The sequence below is a fragment of the Acinetobacter sp. RW6 genome, from assembly GCF_041956835.1.
GTDB classification, from domain to species: Bacteria; Pseudomonadota; Gammaproteobacteria; order Pseudomonadales; family Moraxellaceae; genus Acinetobacter; species Acinetobacter calcoaceticus.
Genome location: NZ_CP167121.1, coordinates 2,595,132 through 2,615,697, shown reverse-complemented (window position 1 = coordinate 2,615,697; position 20,566 = coordinate 2,595,132). Strand labels below are relative to the sequence as shown.

Genomic DNA, 20,566 nt, shown 5'->3' with positions numbered 1-20,566 from the left:
TTGTTAAAGAAAAATAAATATGGTGCACGGCATCGTATAAAACAGGAAGGTCAAGATGACTACACTTAATTATACGGTAAGGTTTCAAAAAACCGTTTTGGCAAGTTTAATAGGGCTTTGTATAAGCCAATCTAGTTTGGCACTCGAAGAACTTTCTGATGCGGGTTTAAGTGAAACTACTGGTGAAGGTATTGCGATCTTGCCACAGAATGCTTATATGGTATTTCGTGGCGCAGGTGCTAATGAAACCTCAAGTCAGATATTAACCGATCGTACTAAAGATACAGGTTATATCAATTATGTGCCTGTCGGTCCTTTAAGTATGACAGCTGCAGATACCAATAAAAATGGCTCGATTGATTCGGGTGATCGTGCGGTTGGTAAAGCTGATATTTTTCTTTATGGTTTAGCGCTTTCCAAATCTGATAATGATACGAATACCCGTATTGCTTCTACTGAAGCGGCTGCTGCAATCTCAAGTTGGGGTACTGCTGTCAACCCGTGGATCTTTAAAGTTGCGACAGAAAACTCAGTACCGAACTTTAGTGCGACAAATTGTAGTGGTGCGACTGATCCAACTTGCCAAGTAACCTATTTAGCTTTAGAAGCTCCTTTATATGAGGTCGGAACAAAGGATTCTGCAGGTATAGACGCTTATAAGCTGAAACTAGGTTTATGGACAGATATCTTTGTGCGTAACCCAAATAAAATAAATGGTGCAGCAGATCAATTTAATTATGGGGACTCAAATGGTTTGATTGGCACCAGTACCGATACAAGCCGTGCAAACCGTCTTCGTTTACAAGGAGTTTGGAATAACTTTAGCTTAAATGGCAGTCGTTTACAGCTTTTCCAAACATTAGGGGGGGCAACATCTGCTGGTGGAATGAGTCCTTTTTATAACGATACTTTGGGTTTAGCAGGAGTTTTTCGTTTAAACAGTGGTGATGCCTCTAATTTAAGAGCAACAATTACTTCAAATACTCCAACGTCTTCGGTAGGGCCGTGGGTAAATCGCTATAGTACCCAATATACTGGTGCACCAAGTAATAACTCTCCAAGCGCGGATTGGTTATATCGGGTTCGTAGTCAGACTACGACTGTTACTTCAACGGGTTCATGGACCGCGCCAACGGATAGCGCTATGAATAATGTTTTACGTTTAAGTACGCGTGAATCTGGAACTACCCAAGGTAATTTGGTAACACCTGCAATTAATGGTGGGCTTGCTCCAACTTTTGATGCGAATGAAGGTTTATATCTCTATAACCCAAACATTAACCTTGTGTTAGGGTCTTTATATCAACCACTCGTTTTAAGCTCAGATGGTAAAAACTTTAGTTTAGAACTTGCTCGTATTCCGAATAAACCAGAAATTTATAAGAAAATTTATACAGATTATAGTGGTGCCGATACGAGTTATTTAGGTTCAACTTGTAATATTTACCAATGTGGTACGAATGTAACATTAGGTGGTAAAACTTACCAAGGTTCTAGTGCAACACACAGCAGTATCTCAATTGGTTCAACAGTTTATAATGCAACGAATAATACTTTAGAGGCATTTAAAGGTAACAGCACACAAGATGCGGTTGGTATTTCTTTTGGTAAATTACCTACAGGCACTGTGGCGGCGATAACGCAAACTAAAAACTTCTACCAATTGCAAAATCAGGAGCGCCGTGCAGGCAGTTATAGTTGCGGATTTTTGAACTTAAGTACTTGTTATGATACATGGCAGTACCGTACAGCAACGGGTTGGACTGGAAATGCGGGCTCAGGTTTAAAATTTGATTCTCAAGGCGCTAACTGGGCGAGTATTGACAGTACCTCTTATTATAATCCAACAGTAAATAATACTGGTTATACCTTAGCCGATGCGGGGAATGGGGCTCAGTACACTGTGCCTACTAGTACGCCTTTACCCGATGCTCGTTATGAGGGGGGACGTTGGTACACGACTACGCCAAATGCAGATTTGAACACCTATAAATTATCTGGGGCACAAATTAGCTCAGCCATTACTAATAACATGGGTTCAGCTGTCATTGATGGTGTATTAATCCAGCATCTGAAACTGACAACTAAAGGCTTATAAGAGGAGGATAATGATATGAAAAAATTAAGTACCTTAATCCTCGCTCTTTTTGCAACGGTTACTCATGCGGAGCTGCAAACTTTAGATAATGATGCCTTGCAGGCAATTAATGGCCAAGCTGGTGCTGATTTATCTTTAATGCTTAATTTAAACCAGACCAGTAACGGTGTATTTGACAATGGTAGTGGCGGTGTCTGTGAGAACGTAGAGTTTTGTCATATTGGTTTGGCGATTAACAAACGTTTTGTACAAGCAGATGCGAGTAAGCCAAGTGGTTGGGCTGAAAATAGTGATAGTGGTAATAAACTTTGGCTAGTATTTAAAGGCGTACAAGGTACTTTAAATATTCAAAAAATGGGTTTAGATGGTGCTGATTTAAAGTATCTGGATAAAAACAATACTGAAATTATTAAGCCCGCCATTCAGCTTAGTTTTAGTGCAGCACAGCCCATTTTAATTCGTAACTTTGGTTTCAATGCTTTATCAATTGAACAAGATAACTTTACGAGTTCAACTACAGCCCAAGGGTCGAGTGCAAATATGTATGATTATGCATATTTCAAAAAACCGACATATGCTGCGACTGCTAATAGTGCAGCACAGCAAGTTGCTACAGCAACTCCATCGGCCTATGACTATGGGCGTGAAACTGGTTTTATGGGCTTAATGATGAACGGAAACTTGGCTATTCAAGGAAAAGTCATGGTCTTTAGCTGTGATGGTAGCCATCCTCGTTGTTAAGGGTTAATGTAGATTTCAAAGGAACTGAAGTGATGAAAAAAAATAAAGAAAATCACAGCTCAAAGTTTATTTTAAATACATTAACAACCAGCATGTTGTTAGTGAGTGGACAAATTTATGCTTTAGAAGCTTTAACAGATGCTGATTTGAGTGCTGTCAATGGACAAGATGGGATCTCGATTCAAACTACGTTTAATGAAATTAATATTGATAATGCTTACTGGGATGACCATGCAGGCACACCAACAAGTGCTGATCAGGTATTAAGAGCTCAAGCAAGTGGTGTAAAAGTCCAAAAAAGTAATGCATCTAGCCAGCCTTTAAGTACTAATTACCGTTTAGATGTGGGGAGTAATACAACCACTGGTAAAGCAGGCATAGATTTTTCTATGCAGAGTAGCCCTTCTCTTATTACGGTAAATAGCGTTAAAGTTTGTAATAGTTCAGCTACATGTTCGCCAACTTTAGGACAATTAGCAATTCAAACAACTTCTCCTTTAAATTTGGCAATTACTACTCAAGATGGTTTATTTAGTCCAAATAGCCAATCTAGCATGACGCTTGGTATTAATAATGCCAATATTTATCTAGGGCAATTGGATGCTCGGAATCAGTTAAACCAGCTAATTTTAAGAAACTTTAACTTTAATTTTGTTGGTAAAGGGGTCATGTTTGTAGACCCGACTCGTGGTGTAGTTTTACAGACAAATACTGGAACTAACGTTGCTAGTGTAGGGCAAACTCCCAATAGTACCTATGGCTATGTTGATTTTAACCGCGTAGCGGATTCGGCTTCCAGTTTAACCGCAGGTACATATGTAGACAGCAGTGGAAAAGTAACCAATTCCGGTCTAAATATTGAGGTCATGCTTAGTTCCAATGTAGATAAATCTAACCCTTATGTTTTAGATGCAAATAATAGCCCACAAAATGCGAAAGGCTTGATTCGTTTAGGTGCAAGTGGCCGAATGGTCAACGGTTATCTACAACTTCGTGGGTTAGATGGTACGGCGGATACAACCACGTTAGGGACTGCAAATACAGCTTCGGGTACAGGTTCAAGTAATAGTATTTTAGGTAAATCTGGCGTTGCCTTTCGTATGAAAGGTGAGTTCACCAAAGATAATGATTCAATGCTAGGTGCAGATGGCAAAGCAACCACTTTAGAAATTGGTGGAGCGGGTCTTAATGCTTACGGTTTTGAGTTTGGTAATCTAACAGGTCTTAACTCAGCGACACGCGGTTATTTCGACAGCGGAAATATTTATCTAAATCTTGCAGATACAAAAACCTTATTAATGCCAAACAACGCAACCTTAAATGGAATCCGTTTAGGTAGTGGTACTTTAACGACAGCTGCTGATTATCAACATAATATTCACCGTGATACGGTTACTAATCCGTTTAGCTTAATTCTTGCGATGCGTGGAGCAGAGTTTCAAGCATTTTCAAGACGCGGTCGCTTTACAACAAGTGCGAATGTCGCTCCTGCAAATCAGTTTGCAGACAATGGTTCAAACAACCAGTGGGGCTTGGCATTACCTTTCTATAACTTAAATGCTAATGCTGCTGTATATGGTTTAGATGCCCCTGCAAATAGTGCCTATTACTATACAAAAGATGCCAATGGTAAACCTGTTCAGAATGTTGTTGCTGCATCTGGAACGACATCTCGTTTAGGTTTTGGTATTGCTGCTGGAACTACTGGACGTGATGCGACTGGAACCAAAACAACCTCAATTTTATTAATTGATGGTTCTCCAAATGCCAATAATGCAGGTAGTCCTACCGATTATTACATGGGGTTACGTAATATCGATATGTTCCTCAAAGGCAATGGAAGCATTGGCTTAGAAAATGGCAGTCTTAATGTTAGTTTAAAAGAGATGCTCCTTGCTTTATCAACTGAAATTGCAGCAGGGTATTTACCTGGGGCAAAATATAAAACTTGTCCAGCTACTGGTTCATGTACCTCACCAATTGATAACTTTGCCAGAAATAATGATGTCTTATTTGGTCTAAAACTGCGTTTAGGCGGAGATCTTAACTTATCGATCGTGCCAAATAGTTCAATTGCAGATGGTAGTGCTCTAACTGTACTGGGCGATTTCACCATGCCTGCCACAGCAACTGGAAATACGGTTCAAATTAGTGATCCGATCGATGGTTCTGCAATTGGTTTTGATAATATTACTGGAAAGCTTGCGTTTAATACTGCTTTAGTTGTTGGTAAAGACAGTGCAAGTGGTTTAGGTAAAGTTGGCGTAAATACGGCGGTTTATTTTAATCCAGATAAGAGTATTGACGGTGCATTACGTGTTAAAGATATTAACTTCTATCCTCCATCAACTGGTGCAGGTGCACGTTTAGGTGAGCTTGCGATTACTGGTGGACGTTTAAATAGTAGCTTTAGTATTGTGCCTAGAAATGGTGCTTTTAACTAACCAAAAAAGTGGCGGTCATTGCCACTTTTTATAAAAAATTTATTTTGAATGTGATTGGATTTGCATTCGTCGGGTTATAGGGATAATTGCTTTATGCTTGAATATTATTCTGATAGTCTGAACAAATAATAAGCGTTTGTCTCTTAAGGATTAGAGCGACATGAAGAATAAAAATATAGGGTGCTGGTTGTTACTTGCCAGTAGTTCAAGTGTTTTTGCAATGCAGCCTTTGGATGATCAAAGTCTTGCAGCGACGACAGGCCAAAATGGCTTAACACTAGGTATTCAAGCCGATAAAGTTCAATTTAATCAAGTCGCCCTGATTGATACAAACGGTATAGCCTCAACTTCGTATAATAGTAAGGCTGGCTTTGTTATTGCAGGGAATTCTACGAATCCAGTTCCTGGCATAGAGTTTATTAAAGCTGCGGTATCTAGTAATCCTTCTTTTAATATCGTAATGGATACTGATGCGGGTGGTGGAAACCCTTTTTTAAATTTAGCTGTGTCTATGGGCAATGATGTAAACGGTATTCGACTTTTACCTTTTTCAGTTTATTTAGCCCCAAGTGCATCTTTATCTAGTCCATCCGATTATGCATTAACGAGTTATGCGCCAAAATCAATTTTTAGTTCGGGAACGACAGTAAATACGGGTGTAAAAGAAATCATTCGTTCTACTGGGAATCTAGATATTAACTTTGTACAAACCAATAAACCTCGTTTAAATATCCAGCTTGGTCATGCGGCTCAATCAGTTATGGTTAAATTTGGAGGGGCAATTCAATCTATTTGTTCTGCTGCTGCGGGTTGTCCAATTACTTTAGTGTCCGATAATACGGGTGCTACATTTGGATTTAAATTTGCAGGCACAAATACCTCAACAGGTTTTGTGCTTGATGGTTTCTATGCAGGTGTTGATCCAACTGGATTAACTTTTGGTAATAACGGCGTGTCGAGTAAGTTCGATGCTTCACTTAACAATGTCACTTTAGGAAATATGGGAACCCAAAGTACAACGACATTTAATAATTTGCCTAACGGTTCTATGGGGAGTTTTGGTATTACTGGGGCGTCAGTGACTGACTTAAAAATGAAAGTAAGTGGCTTTTAGAAAAAATAATAACTTAACCTGAAATATGAAAGAGGGCGGTTGTAAAAACAATCGCCCTCTTTTTATAACTATATTGAGTTAAATGTTTTCTGATCTGGTGTGTTCTAATTGTTGAACAATTTCATCCAAAGCTTTAATACGCTTAACTTGATCCCATAAGTTTTTAGCTTGTGGGTAGGCTTTAGTCATCATGCCTAACCATTGTTTATAACGACCAACCATGCCAATTTCTGTTTTTGCTTGACCATTTAAAAAGCGAATTTGTAGGTCAACCAGTTGTTCCCAACTGAATAATGCCTCATTCATATTTTCACGAATGCATTGTGTTAAGTCTGGGGTAGTCACAGCACCACGCCCAATCATTAAATCTTCACAGCCAGATTGTTGCTGACAGGCTCTAGCATCAGCATTGGTCCAGATTTCACCGTTGGCAATTACATTAATTTTTAATGCTTCTTTAATGGGAAGAATTTTTTCCCAATAAGCAGGCGGCGTATAACCATCTGCTTTAGTACGAGCGTGAACTGTCAACCAACTTGCACCAGCATCTTCAACAGCATGGGCATTTTCCATGGTGTGATTTTCATCTAGATAACCTAAACGCATTTTTGCTGAAACAGGAATATGAGGAGGTACCGCATCTCTTACCGCTTTAATCAGCATATGTACAACATCAGGTTCATCAAGAAGAACTGAACCGCCTCGGTGTCGGTTTACAGTTTTTGCGGGACAACCGAAATTAAGGTCGATTGCTGGCGCACCAAGCTCAACAACTTTCGCTGCATTTGCTGCCAGCATATCTGGATTATTCCCTAAGAACTGGACATGGACAGGTGTCCCAGCCGCCGTTTTACCGTCATTTTTTAATTCTGGACAAAAACTATAGTAAATATGGTCTGGCAAAATGCTGTCTGTAACTCGAATAAACTCGGTCACACACCAGTCGAAATGACCAACAGATGTGAGTGTATCCCGCATGATCGGGTCAGTTAAACCTTCCATTGGAGCGAGTATGAGTTTCACAGTCTGTGTCACCTGAGCAAAAAGAAAACAGCGTTATACGGGATATGTATAACGCTGTCTAGTATCGATGAAATTTTAATTAATTTAGAGACCCAGAATCATTTCAAGCACAAATTTACTACCAATAAAACCAATAGCTAAAAGCACAAAGCCGATTAACGTAAAACGAATGGCCTTTTGTCCTCGCCATCCGAGTTTGTAATGGCCAATCAATAATGATCCATAGATAAACCAGGAAATAATACTAAATACGGTTTTATGAGCGAGATGCTGTGCAAAGAAGCTATCGATAGTCAAAAAACCAAAAGCGAGTGCAATTGTTAATAGAATAAAACCAGTAATGATGAGGTCAAATAACAAAGACTCCATCGCCTGAATTGATGGGAGTAAATTGACCCAAAAGCGTTTTTTTTGTTTCTTTTTGAGTTCACGATTTTGGAACCACAGCAAAATAGCGTGAATGGTTGCCATCAGTAAAACTGCATAGGCAGATAAAGACAGAATGATATGGACATCAAGGCCTAAAGAGTGTTGCTCAATAAATTGATCTGGTCGGCTGAATGCAAAACCTAAAATTAGGCCAATAGCTGCTACAGGAATGCCTAACAAGTTTAACGGTACAATGGGGCGAAAAATACTAAAAATTAAACTTAACAACAGCATAAGCCACGATGTAAAAGATACTAAATTAAAAACATCGTAGTTAATTCCGGTTGGTGTCAGCATGGCGTGGCATAAAACTGTGCCGTGCAACAGGAGTGCCAAAGTTGCAACAACAGCAAATAACCATGGGTTTGGTTCACGTTTTGACATTAAACGAATAAACAGATACCAGAAAGAAGTGGTATATGCAATGAGTGCCAAAATTGTGTAAACCAAGGGGAGGCTAATCATGTCAAACCTTTTTCAGGATTAATTCATCTATATAAGATATAAATTCGCTGCGAACTAAAGTATCCTATAGCATTCTATGCATAAATTTTCTATTTCGAGAAAGATTTTTTTGCAACTAGCCATTTTAAGCGGATTTTGCAATGTTTGATACCTTAACAGAACGACTCACACAGAGTTTAAGAAATGTTACTGGCTCAGGGCAGCTGACCGAAGACAATATTAAAGATACCTTACGTGAAGTACGTATGGCACTTCTTGAAGCCGATGTCGCGTTACCTGTAACTCGTGAATTTATCGCGAAAGTTAAGGAAGAGGCATTGGGCCAGGAAGTGATGACTCAGTTATCGCCAGGCCAGGCATTTGTAAAAATTGTCTATGACGAACTCACCAAGATGATGGGTGAGGCGAATGAAACACTTGATTTAAGTGCTAAGCCTCCCGTTGTTGTATTACTTGCTGGTTTACAAGGTGCTGGTAAAACGACAACTGCCGCTAAGTTGGCACGTTTCTTAAAAGAGCGTCAAAAGAAAAAAGTAATGACGGTTTCTGCGGACGTTTACCGTCCAGCAGCGATTAAGCAGTTAGAAACTGTCTCTAACGAAGTTGGTGCTGGTTTTATTCCTTCAGATGCTTCTGAAAAGCCAATTGATATCGTTAATCGTGCAATTGAACAGGCAAAAATCCAATTTGCTGATGTATTGATTGTCGATACCGCAGGTCGTTTACATGTCGATGCAGACATGATGGACGAAATTAAAGAATTACATGCTGCTGTTAAGCCAACTGAAACTTTGTTTGTGGTTGATGCCATGACAGGTCAGGATGCTGCGAACACAGCTAAAGCCTTTAATGATGCATTGGCACTTACAGGTGTGATTCTCACTAAAACTGATGGTGATGCACGTGGTGGTGCAGCGCTTTCTGTGCGTGCAATTACGGGTAAGCCAATCAAGTTCTTGGGTATGGGTGAGAAGCTTGATGCTTTAGAACCATTCCATCCAGATCGTGTTGCTCAACGTATTTTAGGCATGGGTGACGTACTTTCTTTAGTCGAGGAAGTTGAACGTAAAATCGACAAAGAAAAAGCCGAAAAAATGGCTAAAAAATTGCAAAAAGGAGGCAGCTTCAACTTTGAAGATATGCTGATGCAATTTGAGCAAATGAAAAATATGGGCGGTATGATGGGCTTCTTAGATAAGTTGCCTGGCATGAGCGGTGCAGGAATTCAGCAAGCGATTGAGCAAGCAAATCCTGAAAAACAGGTCAAGAAAATGGAAGCTATTATCCAGTCAATGACTGTTAAAGAGCGCCGTAATCCAGACTTGATGAACCCAAGCCGTAAAAAACGTATTGCAGCTGGTTGTGGTATGGATGTTGCTGAAGTGAATAAACTTATTAAGCAACAAGCACAAATGGCTAAAATGATGAAGAAGTTTGCGAATCCATCTGGTATGAGCAAAATGATGCGTTCATTAGGCAATATGCAAAAACAATTTGGCGGCGGCGGTGGCGGCGGAATGGGACCACTCTTTGGCAACAACGACCAAAAGAAATAAGCTCATAAAATATAAAAGGCGCAACAAGCGCCTTTTATTTTGCCCTACATTTTAGTCTTTAGGATAATGAGCAATATATTGTTGTAATCCTTTGAGCAAAAGGTCAGTTTCTACGACTGGATCATATTTTTTCAAGAACTTGGCAAATAGTTGTGCATCTCCACCGGTAAGGAGCAGTTTTTTCGGAGATTGCTGCATAATATTTTCGATAGTACTAATAAGGCCTAATAAAATACCATGATGTACAGCATCGACGGTGTTGTTGCCTGGGTTTAGATTATCAAAAGCTGAGTCAGGAATTTTAATGCCTTTTGTATTTTGAATAAGTGCATCGCGTTGCAGATACAGGTTGGGTAAAATGTAACCGCCTAAATGTTGTTTGCCTTGCGTTAAATCAATCGTTAAAGCTGTTCCACATCCAATAATACAATAGTTTTCATTAGCCTGAGCCACAGCAAGTACTTGTAACCAACGGTCAATCCCGAGCTGGCTTGGTACCTCATAGCCACACTTTAACTCAGCATATTCAGCATGAACCTTTGCAAAAACAACTGGAATTTCAAGCCATTTTAGAATTTGTTGAATACGTTGATTATTCTCGGCATCTAAGACGGATGACACTCCAATTCGATGTAGGCCTTGATGTTTAAAGTGTTGAATTAACCCAAGTAGTAGATCGGCAGGGGATTGCAAATGCAGTTCTGCAGCATGTTCAATAGTTTTGTGATTTTCAGTAATCCAGTATTTTAAACGAGTGTTCCCGATATCGAGCCATAAACTTTTCATGGAGAAACACCTGTTTATTGATTGATCTGTGGTCTTAAGCGACCTTGATAAAACTGCTTAGGTTCCGGAGTTTCAAGTATGACGGCTCCATCATTGGAAATTCCAACAAAACGGCCTTCTACTAGTCCTTGGCTATGCTCAAACTGCACGAATTGATTAATCCATGCGGCATGATGATTAAAACGGCCAGCTAAGTTGTAGCAGCCATGATCGAACCAGCGAGCTGCATTTTGAATAGCGATATACAGCTCTGAAACTAACTCAAGACGGCTGTTTTGCTCTAGACCTAGATCTTCTAAAGAGGTAATCGGCTGATCACTGTCGGTTACGGGTGGCGTTTTTAAATTAATGCCCACACCTACTATAGCCTGATGTTGCGAAAGGGGTTCAACTAAAATTCCACCCCATTTACCTTGCGCACTATATAAATCATTTGGCCATTTTACTTGTAAGCTTAGAAGCTGTAATTGCGGGATTTGCAAAATATTTAGAGCAACTTCAAGTGCTAAGCGACCATCTAAGGGTGTTCGAGTTTGCACCAATGTGCTTAAATAAATGTTTCCTTCAGGTGAAATCCATTGCCGTTGATGTTGACCTCGCCCTTGAGTTTGTTGAGCACTGCAAACCAAGCCTGTTGTAATGCCTTTTTGGGCAATTTCACGAATATCATCATTGGTCGAAGTTGTGGTTGCTTTTAATAAAACCACTTCTGGAAGCTGGTTTTTTGCGCTTAAAAGTTGTTGTAGTTGGCGAGTCTCTAAATCCATGTTGAATATGAGCAGAGTGGTAAAACATTTATGGAGTTAATCATATATTTACTCATTGGCGCAATTGCTGGTTTTACTGCCGGATTGTTTGGGGTTGGTGGTGGATTAATTATTGTACCAATCCTCTATGTCGTTTTTACCCAGTTACACTATGACCCTGCGGTAATCATGCATATTGCAGTAGGAACATCACTTGCGACCATTATTGTAACGTCCTTTAGTTCGGTGTCGGCTCACCATAAAAAAGGAGCTGTACTTTGGCCAGTTTTTCGTAATTTAGCACCCGGGCTCATTATTGGTTCATTTTTGGGTGCTGGTATTGCTGATCTGATGTCTGGTCAACATTTGCAACTTCTTATAGGGATTTTTGCTGTTTTCATGGCTTATCGTATGTTTAAAGGTGCCCATGTTGTAGTTGATCCAACACGTCAGCTTCCTTCAGCATCTATGCAAGTGATAGCAGGTGGCGGAATTGGTGTTGCCTCTGCAATTTTTGGAATTGGGGGAGGAAGCCTAACCGTACCGTATTTAAACCGTCATGGCATCGTTATGCAAAAAGCAGTCGCAACTTCTGCTGCTTGTGGTTTACCTATTGCAATTGCGGGTGCAATTGGCTTCATGTGGTTTGGTGCTAAAGAACACATCTCTGTACCTAACACGATTGGTTATGTGCACATCTATGCTTTTATCGGCATTAGTGTTATGAGTTTTATTACAGCCAAGTTTGGAGCAAAAGTCGCTCATGCATTGTCACCGCAAATGTTAAAAAAATGCTTTGCCTGTTTGTTAGTTGTGGTAGGTAGTTATTTTATTTATAAAGGCATTATGCACTAGAGAATAAAATATTAACCTTAAGAAAACTACGATGTAAGAGCTTGAATTTTTAGAAATTCGAGCTTTTTTTATTCAAGAATATAAGAACATTCGGGGCTTTTGTTCATCCGATTTTGGTGTTGTTTTAAAATGGGTTGGCTTAAAATGCAATGAAATTGTCAGACAATGACATAGTTTTTAATCGATGGGATCAGTTAAAAACAAGGATGCGAAAGAAAAGCATGGATTAATGCATATAAAAAGTAGCGGGTGATTTATGAATCTCGAAGAGACAGAAAGTCTTTCTGAGCAAATTGTCAAATATATTAGCGAACAGATCATTAGTGGCGAGCTGGTTGAAGGTGAACGTATTCAAGAACTACGTATTGCTAAAGAGCTTGACGTGAGCCGAGGGTCAGTTCGTGAAGCATTGTTATTATTAGAGCGTACTCATTTAATTGAGATATTTCCACGCCGTGGGGCAATTGTTTCAGAAATGTCTGCACAGCAGGTTAAAGCACTGTTTGACACAAACATGATGTTATTGGGGCATATTGTTCAGCGAATAAGTGAAACATGGCGGGCACATGAAGCAGATCAATTACAGTTATTGTTAGAACAACTTCTTGAGCATGTAAAAGCAGGAGATATCGAGAAATTTTATGATGGTGTTTTCCAATATCTGGCTGAACAGCAAGATATGGTCGGAAATCCTTATCTAATGAAATTCTATAAAGAGTTATTGCCTTCATTACGTCGTAGTTATTTTTTGACCTTAAATACATCTAAGCGGGAGCTACAAGAAGCATTTGCATTATTTAAACTCGTGATTGATGCAATTTTGATCCGAAAATCACAACAAGCCGCTTTATTTATGGAAGATTTTTGTCGACACTTACGTAACCTTGTGTTGGAATCGCTGACACGAATGAAACAGATTGAATTGGCCTGGGCAAGACGCTCACGCCGCTAGTTAGGGCATTATGCGTTTAAGCAGTTTAAAACTTTCCGGCTTTAAATCTTTTGCAGATAGTACAACTTTAAATTTTAAGGCTAACCGCACAGCAGTGGTTGGTCCAAATGGTTGTGGCAAATCAAATGTAATTGATGCCATTCGTTGGGTGATGGGTGAATCAAATGCTCGTCAACTGCGTGGTGGTAGCATGCAAGATGTTATTTTCACAGGAACCTCCAAACGTAAGCCAGTTGGTGTGGCGAGTGTTGAGCTACGTTTTGATAATACGTATGGCAAGTTAGGTGGATCCTATAATGCTTATAATGAGTTAGCTGTTCGTCGTCAGGTCACCCGTGAAGGCAAGTCCGAATATTTCTTAAATGGCACACGTTGTCGTCGTCGTGATATTACCGATATTTTCTTGGGAACAGGATTAGGGCCACGTTCTTATGCGGTGATTGAACAGGGCATGATTAACCGTCTGGTTGATGCCAAGCCTGAAGAAATGCGTATCTTTATTGAAGAGGCAGCAGGTGTTTCACGCTATCAAGCTCGTCGACGAGAAACTTTGCAACATCTTGAGCATACTGAGCAAAACCTTTCACGTTTAGAAGATATTGCTCTAGAGTTAAAATCGCAGCTTAAGACGCTTAAACGTCAATCTGAAGCGGCAATTCAATATAAAACTTTAGAAGGTCAGATTCGTACGCTTAAGATTGAAATTTTATCTTTTCAGGCAGATAAAAGCGTACGCTTACAAGAAGAATATACAGTTCAAATGAATGAACTGGGCGAAACTTTTAAATTGGTTCGCTCTGAGTTAAGTACAATTGAACATGATTTGGAAGCAACCAGTGCTTTATTTCAGCGACTCATTCAGCAATCTTCACCACTACAACACGAATGGCAGCAAGCTGAAAAAAAACTATCTGAACTGAAAATGACTCTGGAACAAAAACAGAGTTTATACCAGCAAAACAGTACAACTCTCGTTCAGTTAGAACAGCAAAGATTCCAAACTAAAGAACGTTTACAACTTTCTGAATTGCAACTTGAAACGTTGAATAATCAGTTAGATGAACAAACTGAAGCCTTAACTGCAATTGAACATACTGCAACGGAAGCTGAACAAAACTTTGCTGATTTACAATCCCAGCAAAAACAAGCACACCAACAGTTTGAACAAGTAAAAGCTCAGGTTGAAAAACAACAACAGCAAAAAATGCAAATGTCTGCCCAAATTGAGCAGTTAGGCAAAAATGTTCTAAGAATTGAGCAACAAAAAGAAACGTTGCAGCATCAAGCAAGTCAGATTCAATCGCATGTTCATGAAGATGAGCAGGGTGAGCTTGAGCAATTGCAACAGCAGCTTTGTCGGGAAATTGCGAAACTTGAGACTGAAATTGAGCAGCTTTCACAGCGTTTAGAGCAATCTCAACAGCAACATCAGGTAAGCAGAAATCAGCAGCAAAGCCTGAAAACAGAAATACAGGTTTTGTTATCTGAACAGAAGAATTTAAGCCAGCTTGTTGCTAAGCAAAGCCCAAAGCAACATCAAGATACTCTACGTTTAATGCAGGCTTTGCAATTAACAGAGCAGGGAAAACTGCATGCGCAGATTATTGAAAAGTTTTTAGCAAAATGGTTGCAAGCTCATATTCTGGAAGCTGAACAAGCTTTTCAAGAAGGAGTTTCCCGTCAGTTAAAACCTTCAGAGCAAATAAATCAGTTTAAGCAAAACTTAGCTTGTTTAAATGACTGGATTGAATCTCCAAAGCTATCAATTTTTTCGAATGTAGCGATTGCACAAGATTTGGCCCATGCTTTAAATGAGCAAAAGCAACTGCAACATGGTCAGTCTATTTTGACTTTAGATGGTTATCATGTTGGGCAGGATTGGGTCATTGCTCTTATGTATGATGACGAGAGTCAAAGTGCACAAGGGATCCTCAGTCATCGCATTCGTTTAGATGAAATTGAGCAAGTTCTTGAAAAGCAGCAACCCGAATTACAAGCATTAGATCAAGTTTTAGTTCAGCAAAAAGATGGGCTAGCGCAGTTGCAGTCTGATGTTCAACAGAAACAGCAAATTGTTAAACAAAAACAAAAAGACTTACAACAGCTTGATGTGCAAATTGCTAAACAGCAAACTGCGGCACAGGCATTTTTACTGCAAAAACAGCAATTAAAAGATCAGTTAGCTCAGTTAGACATGCAGCTTGAAGAAGATGCAATGCAAAAAGATGATCTGGAGATTGATTTACATGCGCTAGCAATCAAGCTTGAAACCATTTTACCTGACTATAAAACATTGCAATTTAGGGTAGAGGAGTTAACCGAGCAGCTAGAAGAGCAACAACAAGCCCTGCACCAGCAACAACAAGAACGTGAAATTTTACGTCGTAACAGCACGCAAACAACTCAACAGATCGAGTTGCTTGAAAAAGATATTTCGTTCTTGCAGAGCCAATATCAGCAAATTAATGCTCAAATGGAACAGGCGAAAAAATTTGTTGATCCTATTCAGTTAGAGTTGCCAAATCTTGAGTCAGAATTTCAGCAACAATTTGCTCAAACTGAAAAGTTGCAAAAGAACTGGAATGAATGGCAGCTTGAATTAAATAGTGTGCAGGAAAAACAACAAACCCTGACAGATCAGCGTCATCAATATCAACAAAAAGATGAGCAGCTCAGAGAACAACTTGAAGCAAAACGTTTGGCATGGCAAGCAGCTAAGTCAGATCGTGAACATTACCAAGAACAGCTTAAAGAGCTAAATGCCGAGCTCCAAAAGGGCTTACAAATCGATTTAACCGAGCACCAGCAAAAACTGGAAAAAGTACAAAAACAGTTTGAAAAAATCGGTGCGGTTAATCTTGCTGCTTCACAAGAGTTTGAAGAAGTTTCCCAGCGGTTTGATGAGTTGAGTCACCAGATTCAAGATCTGGAAAATACGGTAACTCAACTAAAAGATGCGATGAAAAGTATTGATCAGGAAACCCGTAAGTTGTTTATGACAACATTTGATCAGATTAATCAAGAGTTGCAAAATCTGTTTCCAAAGGTCTTTAATGGTGGTGAAGCAAGTTTAAGTCTTGAAGATGACTGGCAATCTGGTGTTAAACTGATGGCAAGACCACCGGGTAAGAAAAATAGTTCTCTAGCATTACTTTCCGGTGGAGAAAAGGCTTTAACAGCTTTAGCATTAGTATTTGCGATTTTTAGATTGAATCCGGCACCGTTTTGTGTGTTAGATGAAGTGGACGCACCACTTGATGATGCGAATGTTCAGAGATATTGTAATTTGGTAAAAGAGCTTTCTGAACATGTACAATTCATTTACATTACACATAATAAGCTGGCGATGACCATGGCAACTGATTTGTTGGGTGTGACCATGCCTGAACCGGGTACATCAAAATTAGTCACTGTCGATTTAGAACAGGCAAAAGAATACGGGTTAGTTTCGGAGTCATAGAATGGAAATCAATACGATTATTGGCATCGTTGTCGCCATTATTATTATGCTAATTGGCTTAAAAATGATTTTAAAAAAGTCAAACCATGCTGAACCCTCATTAGACAGTGATTTGCATATTAATCCTGATAGTAATCAGCCAGTTATACCTAGGCATGTGAGAGATCAGCTTGAGCAAGCTGAAGCTGAGGGTGTATCAGCGACTAGCGCAGAGCGAGTAGAACCGACTTTAAATGCGGCGTCACAAGTCAGTGAAACAAAACAAACAGAAACTTTGGCTGTAGAACCTAATAAATCAATTTCGGCCGAACAAATTCAACCAGTTGTTGAAACGTCTCCAGATGAAATTAAATCTGAAGAAACTGTAAAAAGCTCTACTATTAACACAGATAGTTCAGTTGAGTTGGTTGATACGGTTTCTGTCAAATCGGAAGAAAGCTTGGAACCTGAAAGCGAAAAGGCTGAGCCTGAGTTGAGTTTGAATCCAAATATTGAAACTGCCGAAATTGCTGAATTTGAAGGCGAGAGTAATATTTTGGATGTGCATTTACATGAACAGCAGCGCTATGATGATGAAAGTGCATTAGCGATGGCTGAACAGATTATTGCTTTAAATGTCTATCCGAACCCGCGTCGCGCGTTGTCTGGCGATAAAGCACTTAAAGTGCTGCTGAAATACGGTTTACGTTATGGCGAAATGTCGTGTTTCCATCGCTATGAAAATACTGATGAGCCGAGCGTACTTATGTTTTCAGTATTGCGTATGACGGACAATGGACCAGCTGGGTTTGATCTTGAAACCTTATCTACTGAACAAGTCCAAGGATTGGCATTTTTCCTTGCGCTTCCAAACAGTAAAGCTGTAACTGGTTTTGACATGATGGCGAGTATTGCAGGTTTAATTGCTCGTGAAATTGATGGCAAAGTTTATGATGAGAATAATCTTGAATTTACACCACAGTTAAAAGAGCACTGGCGTCATCATGTGATTGATTATCGTCCGGCACAGGCGACCGCCTAGTTTTAATTTTTTACATTCGTTGCGATAATTGCAACATATCTAGTCGCAGTTCAGGGTGGAGAAATTTCCACCCTTTTTTTATGGTGAATAACATAATGGCAACAACTTCCGTGATCGAACAGATGCGTCAGCTTATTCAACTGATTGCAAAGCATAACCATGCATATTATGTGATGGATCAGCCGACAATCTCGGACAGTGAATATGATCATTTATTTCACCAGTTAAAAGCTTTAGAAGAGCAATATCCAGAACAGATTCAATCAGATTCTCCAACTACAAAAGTAGGTGGACAAGCACTCTCTAAATTTCAAAGTGTGACCCATGTGGTTCCTATGCTTTCTTTGGGGAATGTTTTTAATCAGGAAGACTTGTTTGCATTTGCACGCCGTGTCGAAGAGCGTTTGCCCAATCAAAAAGTACAATATGAAGTAGAACTAAAACTCGATGGTCTTGCGATTTCGCTTTGGTATGAAAACGGTGTGTTACTCCGTGGGGTTACACGTGGTGACGGAGAAACCGGGGAAGACATTACACAGAACGTTAAAACTATTCGTAACTTGCCTAAAGTGTTGCATTCGGATCATTTTGAAATTCCACGACTGCTTGAAGTACGCGGTGAAGTGCTCATGCCAAAGTCTGGCTTTGAAAAACTCAATGCCGATCAGGAAGCAAAAGGCGATAAAACGTTTGCGAACCCGCGTAATGCAGCAGCTGGTAGTTTAAGACAGCTCGATCCGAATATTGCTGCTGGTAGACCTTTAGCGTTTTATGCATATGGCATTGCACAGTGCGAACCAAATCATGGCTTAACCACGATGCATGATAGCCTACAGTGGCTAACGAAAATTGGATTTGAAATTGCTGAACGTCAATATCTATGTAATTCAATTCAAGAAGTACAGCAGCGCTATGAGCAAATTCAGCAAGAACGTCCAGATCTACAAGTTGAAATTGATGGGATGGTCGTAAAGGTCGATGACTTAAAACAGCAACAGCAACTTGGTTTCTTAAGTCGTGAGCCACGTTGGGCAACTGCCTATAAATTCCCTGCACAAGCTGCATTAACTACAGTTGATCAGATTGATTGGCAAGTGGGACGTACTGGAACATTAACTCCTGTAGCGCGTTTAAACCCTGTATTTGTGGGGGGTGTTACGGTTTCCAATGTGACTCTACACAACATTGGTGAAATCCATCGTCTTGATGTACGTGTTGGTGATACGGTTAGTGTTTACCGTACTGGCGATGTTATTCCTAAAGTAGAAAAAGTTTGGCCAGAGTTCCGTTCACCTGACGCTGAAATTGTACATTTACCTGAAAGCTGTCCTGTTTGTGCCTCACCCGTTGTAATGCCAGAGGGGGAAGCCTTAGCACGTTGTTCTGGTGGTCTTTACTGTGCTGCTCAGCGAATTGAAGCTATTCGTCATTTCGTGTCACGTAAGGCTCTTGATATTGAAGGTTTGGGCGATCGTTGGGTAGAGTCTTTATTACATCTCGATTTGCTTAAAGATGTTGCCGATATCTATCATTTACATGAGCACCGAGAAACTTTACTTGGCATTGAGAAAATGGGCGAGAAGTCGGTACAAAATCTGATTGATGCCATCGAAGCCAGTAAAAAGACAACCCTTGCGCGTTTTATTTATGCTTTAGGAGTTCGTGGGGTAGGTGAAACTACTGCCAGAATGTTAGCGAATACATTCCAAACTTTAGAAGCCCTAAAAGCTGCCGATGTTGAAGCTTTAAAGAAAACACCGGATGTAGGTGATATTACCGCAGAATGGATTGCTGACTTTTTCTTGGCGCCTCATAACATTGAAGTGCTAGATCGTTTAATTGCAGCAGGAATTCATTGGGATGCGCCGACTGCACCAACACGTCAGCCATTAAATGGCGAGAGTTGGGTTTTAACAGGCACATTAGAGCAAATGACCCGTGATCAGGCGACTCAAATGCTACAAGCATTAGGCGCGCGCGTGAGCGGTAGTGTGTCAAGTAAAACCAAATGTGTTGTTGCTGGTGAAAAAGCAGGTTCTAAATTAGAAAAAGCAGCAAAACTTGGTATTGTCGTTATGAATGAGACTGATTTCTTATCACTTATGGCGAGCTATGGGCAGACCTTAAGCGAATAAACCTACCGAAATAAGAACCATTGATTTTAGTTACAAATTTATAAATTGATGGTTTATGTCATATTTTAACGCTTGTCTGAGCTTACAAATCGGACAAGCGTTTCTTTTTACAGAGAAAATTTAATTAACTTAAACTGCAAATGCGTATGTTTCTCATTTTAATTTTATAAAAATCATAAACTTAACTATTTTTTGCTTTGCAATCATTTTTAAGATTGCCCATAATAGTTCTCATACGATAGGAGATTTATTATGCGTGGCAATCCAGAAGTCATAGACTATTTAAATATGCTCATTGGCGGAGAATTGGCTGCCCGTGATCAATATCTAATCCATTCTCGTATGTACGAAGATTGGGGTTTAAATAAAATTTATGAACGTATTGATCATGAGATGCAAGAAGAAGCTTCTCATGCTGATGCGATCATTCGCCGTGTATTGTTTTTAGGTGCTAAACCAAACATGCACCGTGAAGACATTAATGTCGGTACAGACGTTGTATCTTGTTTAAAAGCAGATTTAGCACTTGAATATCATGTTCGTGAAAAATTAGCGACAGGTATCAAACTCTGTGAAGAGAAAGGCGATTACATTAGCCGTGATATGTTACGTCAACAATTATCTGATACTGAAGAAGACCATACCTACTGGTTAGAAAAGCAATTACGTTTAATTGAGTTGATTGGCTTACAAAACTATATTCAATCTCAAATTTAATAAAAAACCCAGCTGATGCTGGGT

Annotated in this window: 15 protein-coding genes; 11 read left to right on the top strand and 4 right to left on the bottom strand. The window is 39.7% G+C overall.

The genetic code is table 11. The annotated features are described in order from the left end of the window. Nucleotides 1–55 precede the first annotated feature (55 nt). The 4 genes from ACB088_RS12395 to ACB088_RS12380 all read left to right on the top strand — a co-directional run bounded on the left by ACB088_RS12395 (nt 56) and on the right by ACB088_RS12380 (nt 6,397). The gene (locus ACB088_RS12395; RefSeq protein WP_375037113.1) at nt 56–2,098 is read left to right on the top strand and encodes a hypothetical protein; all 2,043 of its coding nucleotides are present in this window, start codon (nt 56–58) and stop codon (nt 2,096–2,098) included. A gap of 15 nt (nt 2,099–2,113) precedes the next feature. After that, the gene (locus ACB088_RS12390) at nt 2,114–2,839 is read left to right on the top strand and encodes a DUF6160 family protein (RefSeq protein WP_375037112.1); all 726 of its coding nucleotides are present in this window, start codon (nt 2,114–2,116) and stop codon (nt 2,837–2,839) included. Nucleotides 2,840–2,871: 32 nt separating this feature from the next. Further along, the gene (locus ACB088_RS12385) at nt 2,872–5,283 is read left to right on the top strand and encodes a DUF6160 family protein (protein ID WP_375037111.1); all 2,412 of its coding nucleotides are present in this window, start codon (nt 2,872–2,874) and stop codon (nt 5,281–5,283) included. Between the two features lie 160 nt (nt 5,284–5,443). Continuing rightward, nucleotides 5,444–6,397 carry a DUF6160 family protein gene (locus tag ACB088_RS12380; protein ID WP_004641523.1) on the top strand — a complete coding sequence of 318 codons (954 nt, stop codon included), beginning with the start codon at nt 5,444–5,446 and terminating at the stop codon, nt 6,395–6,397. 78 nt (nt 6,398–6,475) lie between these two features. Here ACB088_RS12380 and ACB088_RS12375 read toward each other — a convergent pair whose 3' ends face one another. After that, a complete protein-coding gene (locus ACB088_RS12375) occupies nt 6,476–7,420 on the bottom strand; it encodes a tRNA-dihydrouridine synthase (protein ID WP_026056231.1) in 945 nt (314 codons plus the stop codon). 84 nt (nt 7,421–7,504) lie between these two features. Next, on the bottom strand, nt 7,505–8,314 hold the full coding sequence (locus tag ACB088_RS12370) for an inner membrane protein YpjD (protein WP_375037110.1): 810 nt from the start codon (nt 8,312–8,314) through the stop codon (nt 7,505–7,507). Nucleotides 8,315–8,454: 140 nt separating this feature from the next. On the opposite strand from ACB088_RS12370, the gene ffh reads away from it, so the two are divergent. Beyond that, the gene (gene ffh / locus ACB088_RS12365; RefSeq protein WP_307012960.1) at nt 8,455–9,870 is read left to right on the top strand and encodes a signal recognition particle protein; all 1,416 of its coding nucleotides are present in this window, start codon (nt 8,455–8,457) and stop codon (nt 9,868–9,870) included. Between the two features lie 51 nt (nt 9,871–9,921). Here the strand turns inward: ffh and ACB088_RS12360 are convergent, their stop codons facing one another. Both ACB088_RS12360 and ACB088_RS12355 read right to left on the bottom strand, forming a co-directional pair. Further along, nucleotides 9,922–10,656, bottom strand: a complete 735-nt coding sequence (locus ACB088_RS12360) for a pantothenate kinase (RefSeq protein ID WP_375037109.1) — start codon at nt 10,654–10,656, stop codon at nt 9,922–9,924. Between the two features lie 14 nt (nt 10,657–10,670). Beyond that, the gene (locus tag ACB088_RS12355) at nt 10,671–11,423 is read right to left on the bottom strand and encodes a biotin--[acetyl-CoA-carboxylase] ligase (protein ID WP_375037108.1); all 753 of its coding nucleotides are present in this window, start codon (nt 11,421–11,423) and stop codon (nt 10,671–10,673) included. Between the two features lie 30 nt (nt 11,424–11,453). Here ACB088_RS12355 and ACB088_RS12350 point away from each other — a divergent pair, with 30 nt between their 5' ends. From ACB088_RS12350 to bfr, 6 genes are all read left to right on the top strand, one after another. Next, a complete protein-coding gene (locus tag ACB088_RS12350) occupies nt 11,454–12,257 on the top strand; it encodes a sulfite exporter TauE/SafE family protein (RefSeq protein ID WP_092709271.1) in 804 nt (267 codons plus the stop codon). Between the two features lie 256 nt (nt 12,258–12,513). Next, the gene (locus ACB088_RS12345; protein ID WP_003653383.1) at nt 12,514–13,209 is read left to right on the top strand and encodes a GntR family transcriptional regulator; all 696 of its coding nucleotides are present in this window, start codon (nt 12,514–12,516) and stop codon (nt 13,207–13,209) included. Between the two features lie 10 nt (nt 13,210–13,219). Next, nucleotides 13,220–16,669, top strand: a complete 3,450-nt coding sequence (smc, locus tag ACB088_RS12340; RefSeq protein WP_375037107.1) for a chromosome segregation protein SMC — start codon at nt 13,220–13,222, stop codon at nt 16,667–16,669. Between the two features lies 1 nt (nt 16,670). Next, nucleotides 16,671–17,690 carry a cell division protein ZipA C-terminal FtsZ-binding domain-containing protein gene (locus ACB088_RS12335; RefSeq protein WP_375037106.1) on the top strand — a complete coding sequence of 340 codons (1,020 nt, stop codon included), beginning with the start codon at nt 16,671–16,673 and terminating at the stop codon, nt 17,688–17,690. Between the two features lie 95 nt (nt 17,691–17,785). Then, nucleotides 17,786–19,825, top strand: a complete 2,040-nt coding sequence (gene ligA, locus ACB088_RS12330) for an NAD-dependent DNA ligase LigA (RefSeq protein WP_375037105.1) — start codon at nt 17,786–17,788, stop codon at nt 19,823–19,825. Nucleotides 19,826–20,077: 252 nt separating this feature from the next. Further along, the gene (gene bfr, locus ACB088_RS12325) at nt 20,078–20,542 is read left to right on the top strand and encodes a bacterioferritin (RefSeq protein WP_001214863.1); all 465 of its coding nucleotides are present in this window, start codon (nt 20,078–20,080) and stop codon (nt 20,540–20,542) included. Nucleotides 20,543–20,566 lie beyond the last annotated feature (24 nt).

Bases quoted from the DNA above. Each gene is read 5' to 3' on its own strand.
- ACB088_RS12395 (WP_375037113.1), top strand. From the start codon at position 56: ATGACTACACTTAATTATACGGTAAGGTTTCAAAAAACCGTTTTGGCA.
- ACB088_RS12390 (WP_375037112.1), top strand. From the start codon at position 2,114: ATGAAAAAATTAAGTACCTTAATCCTCGCTCTTTTTGCAACGGTTACT.
- ACB088_RS12385 (WP_375037111.1), top strand. From the start codon at position 2,872: ATGAAAAAAAATAAAGAAAATCACAGCTCAAAGTTTATTTTAAATACA.
- ACB088_RS12380 (WP_004641523.1), top strand. From the start codon at position 5,444: ATGAAGAATAAAAATATAGGGTGCTGGTTGTTACTTGCCAGTAGTTCA.
- ACB088_RS12370 (WP_375037110.1), bottom strand. From the start codon at position 8,314: ATGATTAGCCTCCCCTTGGTTTACACAATTTTGGCACTCATTGCATAT.
- ffh (WP_307012960.1), top strand. From the start codon at position 8,455: ATGTTTGATACCTTAACAGAACGACTCACACAGAGTTTAAGAAATGTT.
- ACB088_RS12360 (WP_375037109.1), bottom strand. From the start codon at position 10,656: ATGAAAAGTTTATGGCTCGATATCGGGAACACTCGTTTAAAATACTGG.
- ACB088_RS12355 (WP_375037108.1), bottom strand. From the start codon at position 11,423: ATGGATTTAGAGACTCGCCAACTACAACAACTTTTAAGCGCAAAAAAC.
- ACB088_RS12350 (WP_092709271.1), top strand. From the start codon at position 11,454: ATGGAGTTAATCATATATTTACTCATTGGCGCAATTGCTGGTTTTACT.
- ACB088_RS12345 (WP_003653383.1), top strand. From the start codon at position 12,514: ATGAATCTCGAAGAGACAGAAAGTCTTTCTGAGCAAATTGTCAAATAT.
- smc (WP_375037107.1), top strand. From the start codon at position 13,220: ATGCGTTTAAGCAGTTTAAAACTTTCCGGCTTTAAATCTTTTGCAGAT.
- ACB088_RS12335 (WP_375037106.1), top strand. From the start codon at position 16,671: ATGGAAATCAATACGATTATTGGCATCGTTGTCGCCATTATTATTATG.
- ligA (WP_375037105.1), top strand. From the start codon at position 17,786: ATGGCAACAACTTCCGTGATCGAACAGATGCGTCAGCTTATTCAACTG.
- bfr (WP_001214863.1), top strand. From the start codon at position 20,078: ATGCGTGGCAATCCAGAAGTCATAGACTATTTAAATATGCTCATTGGC.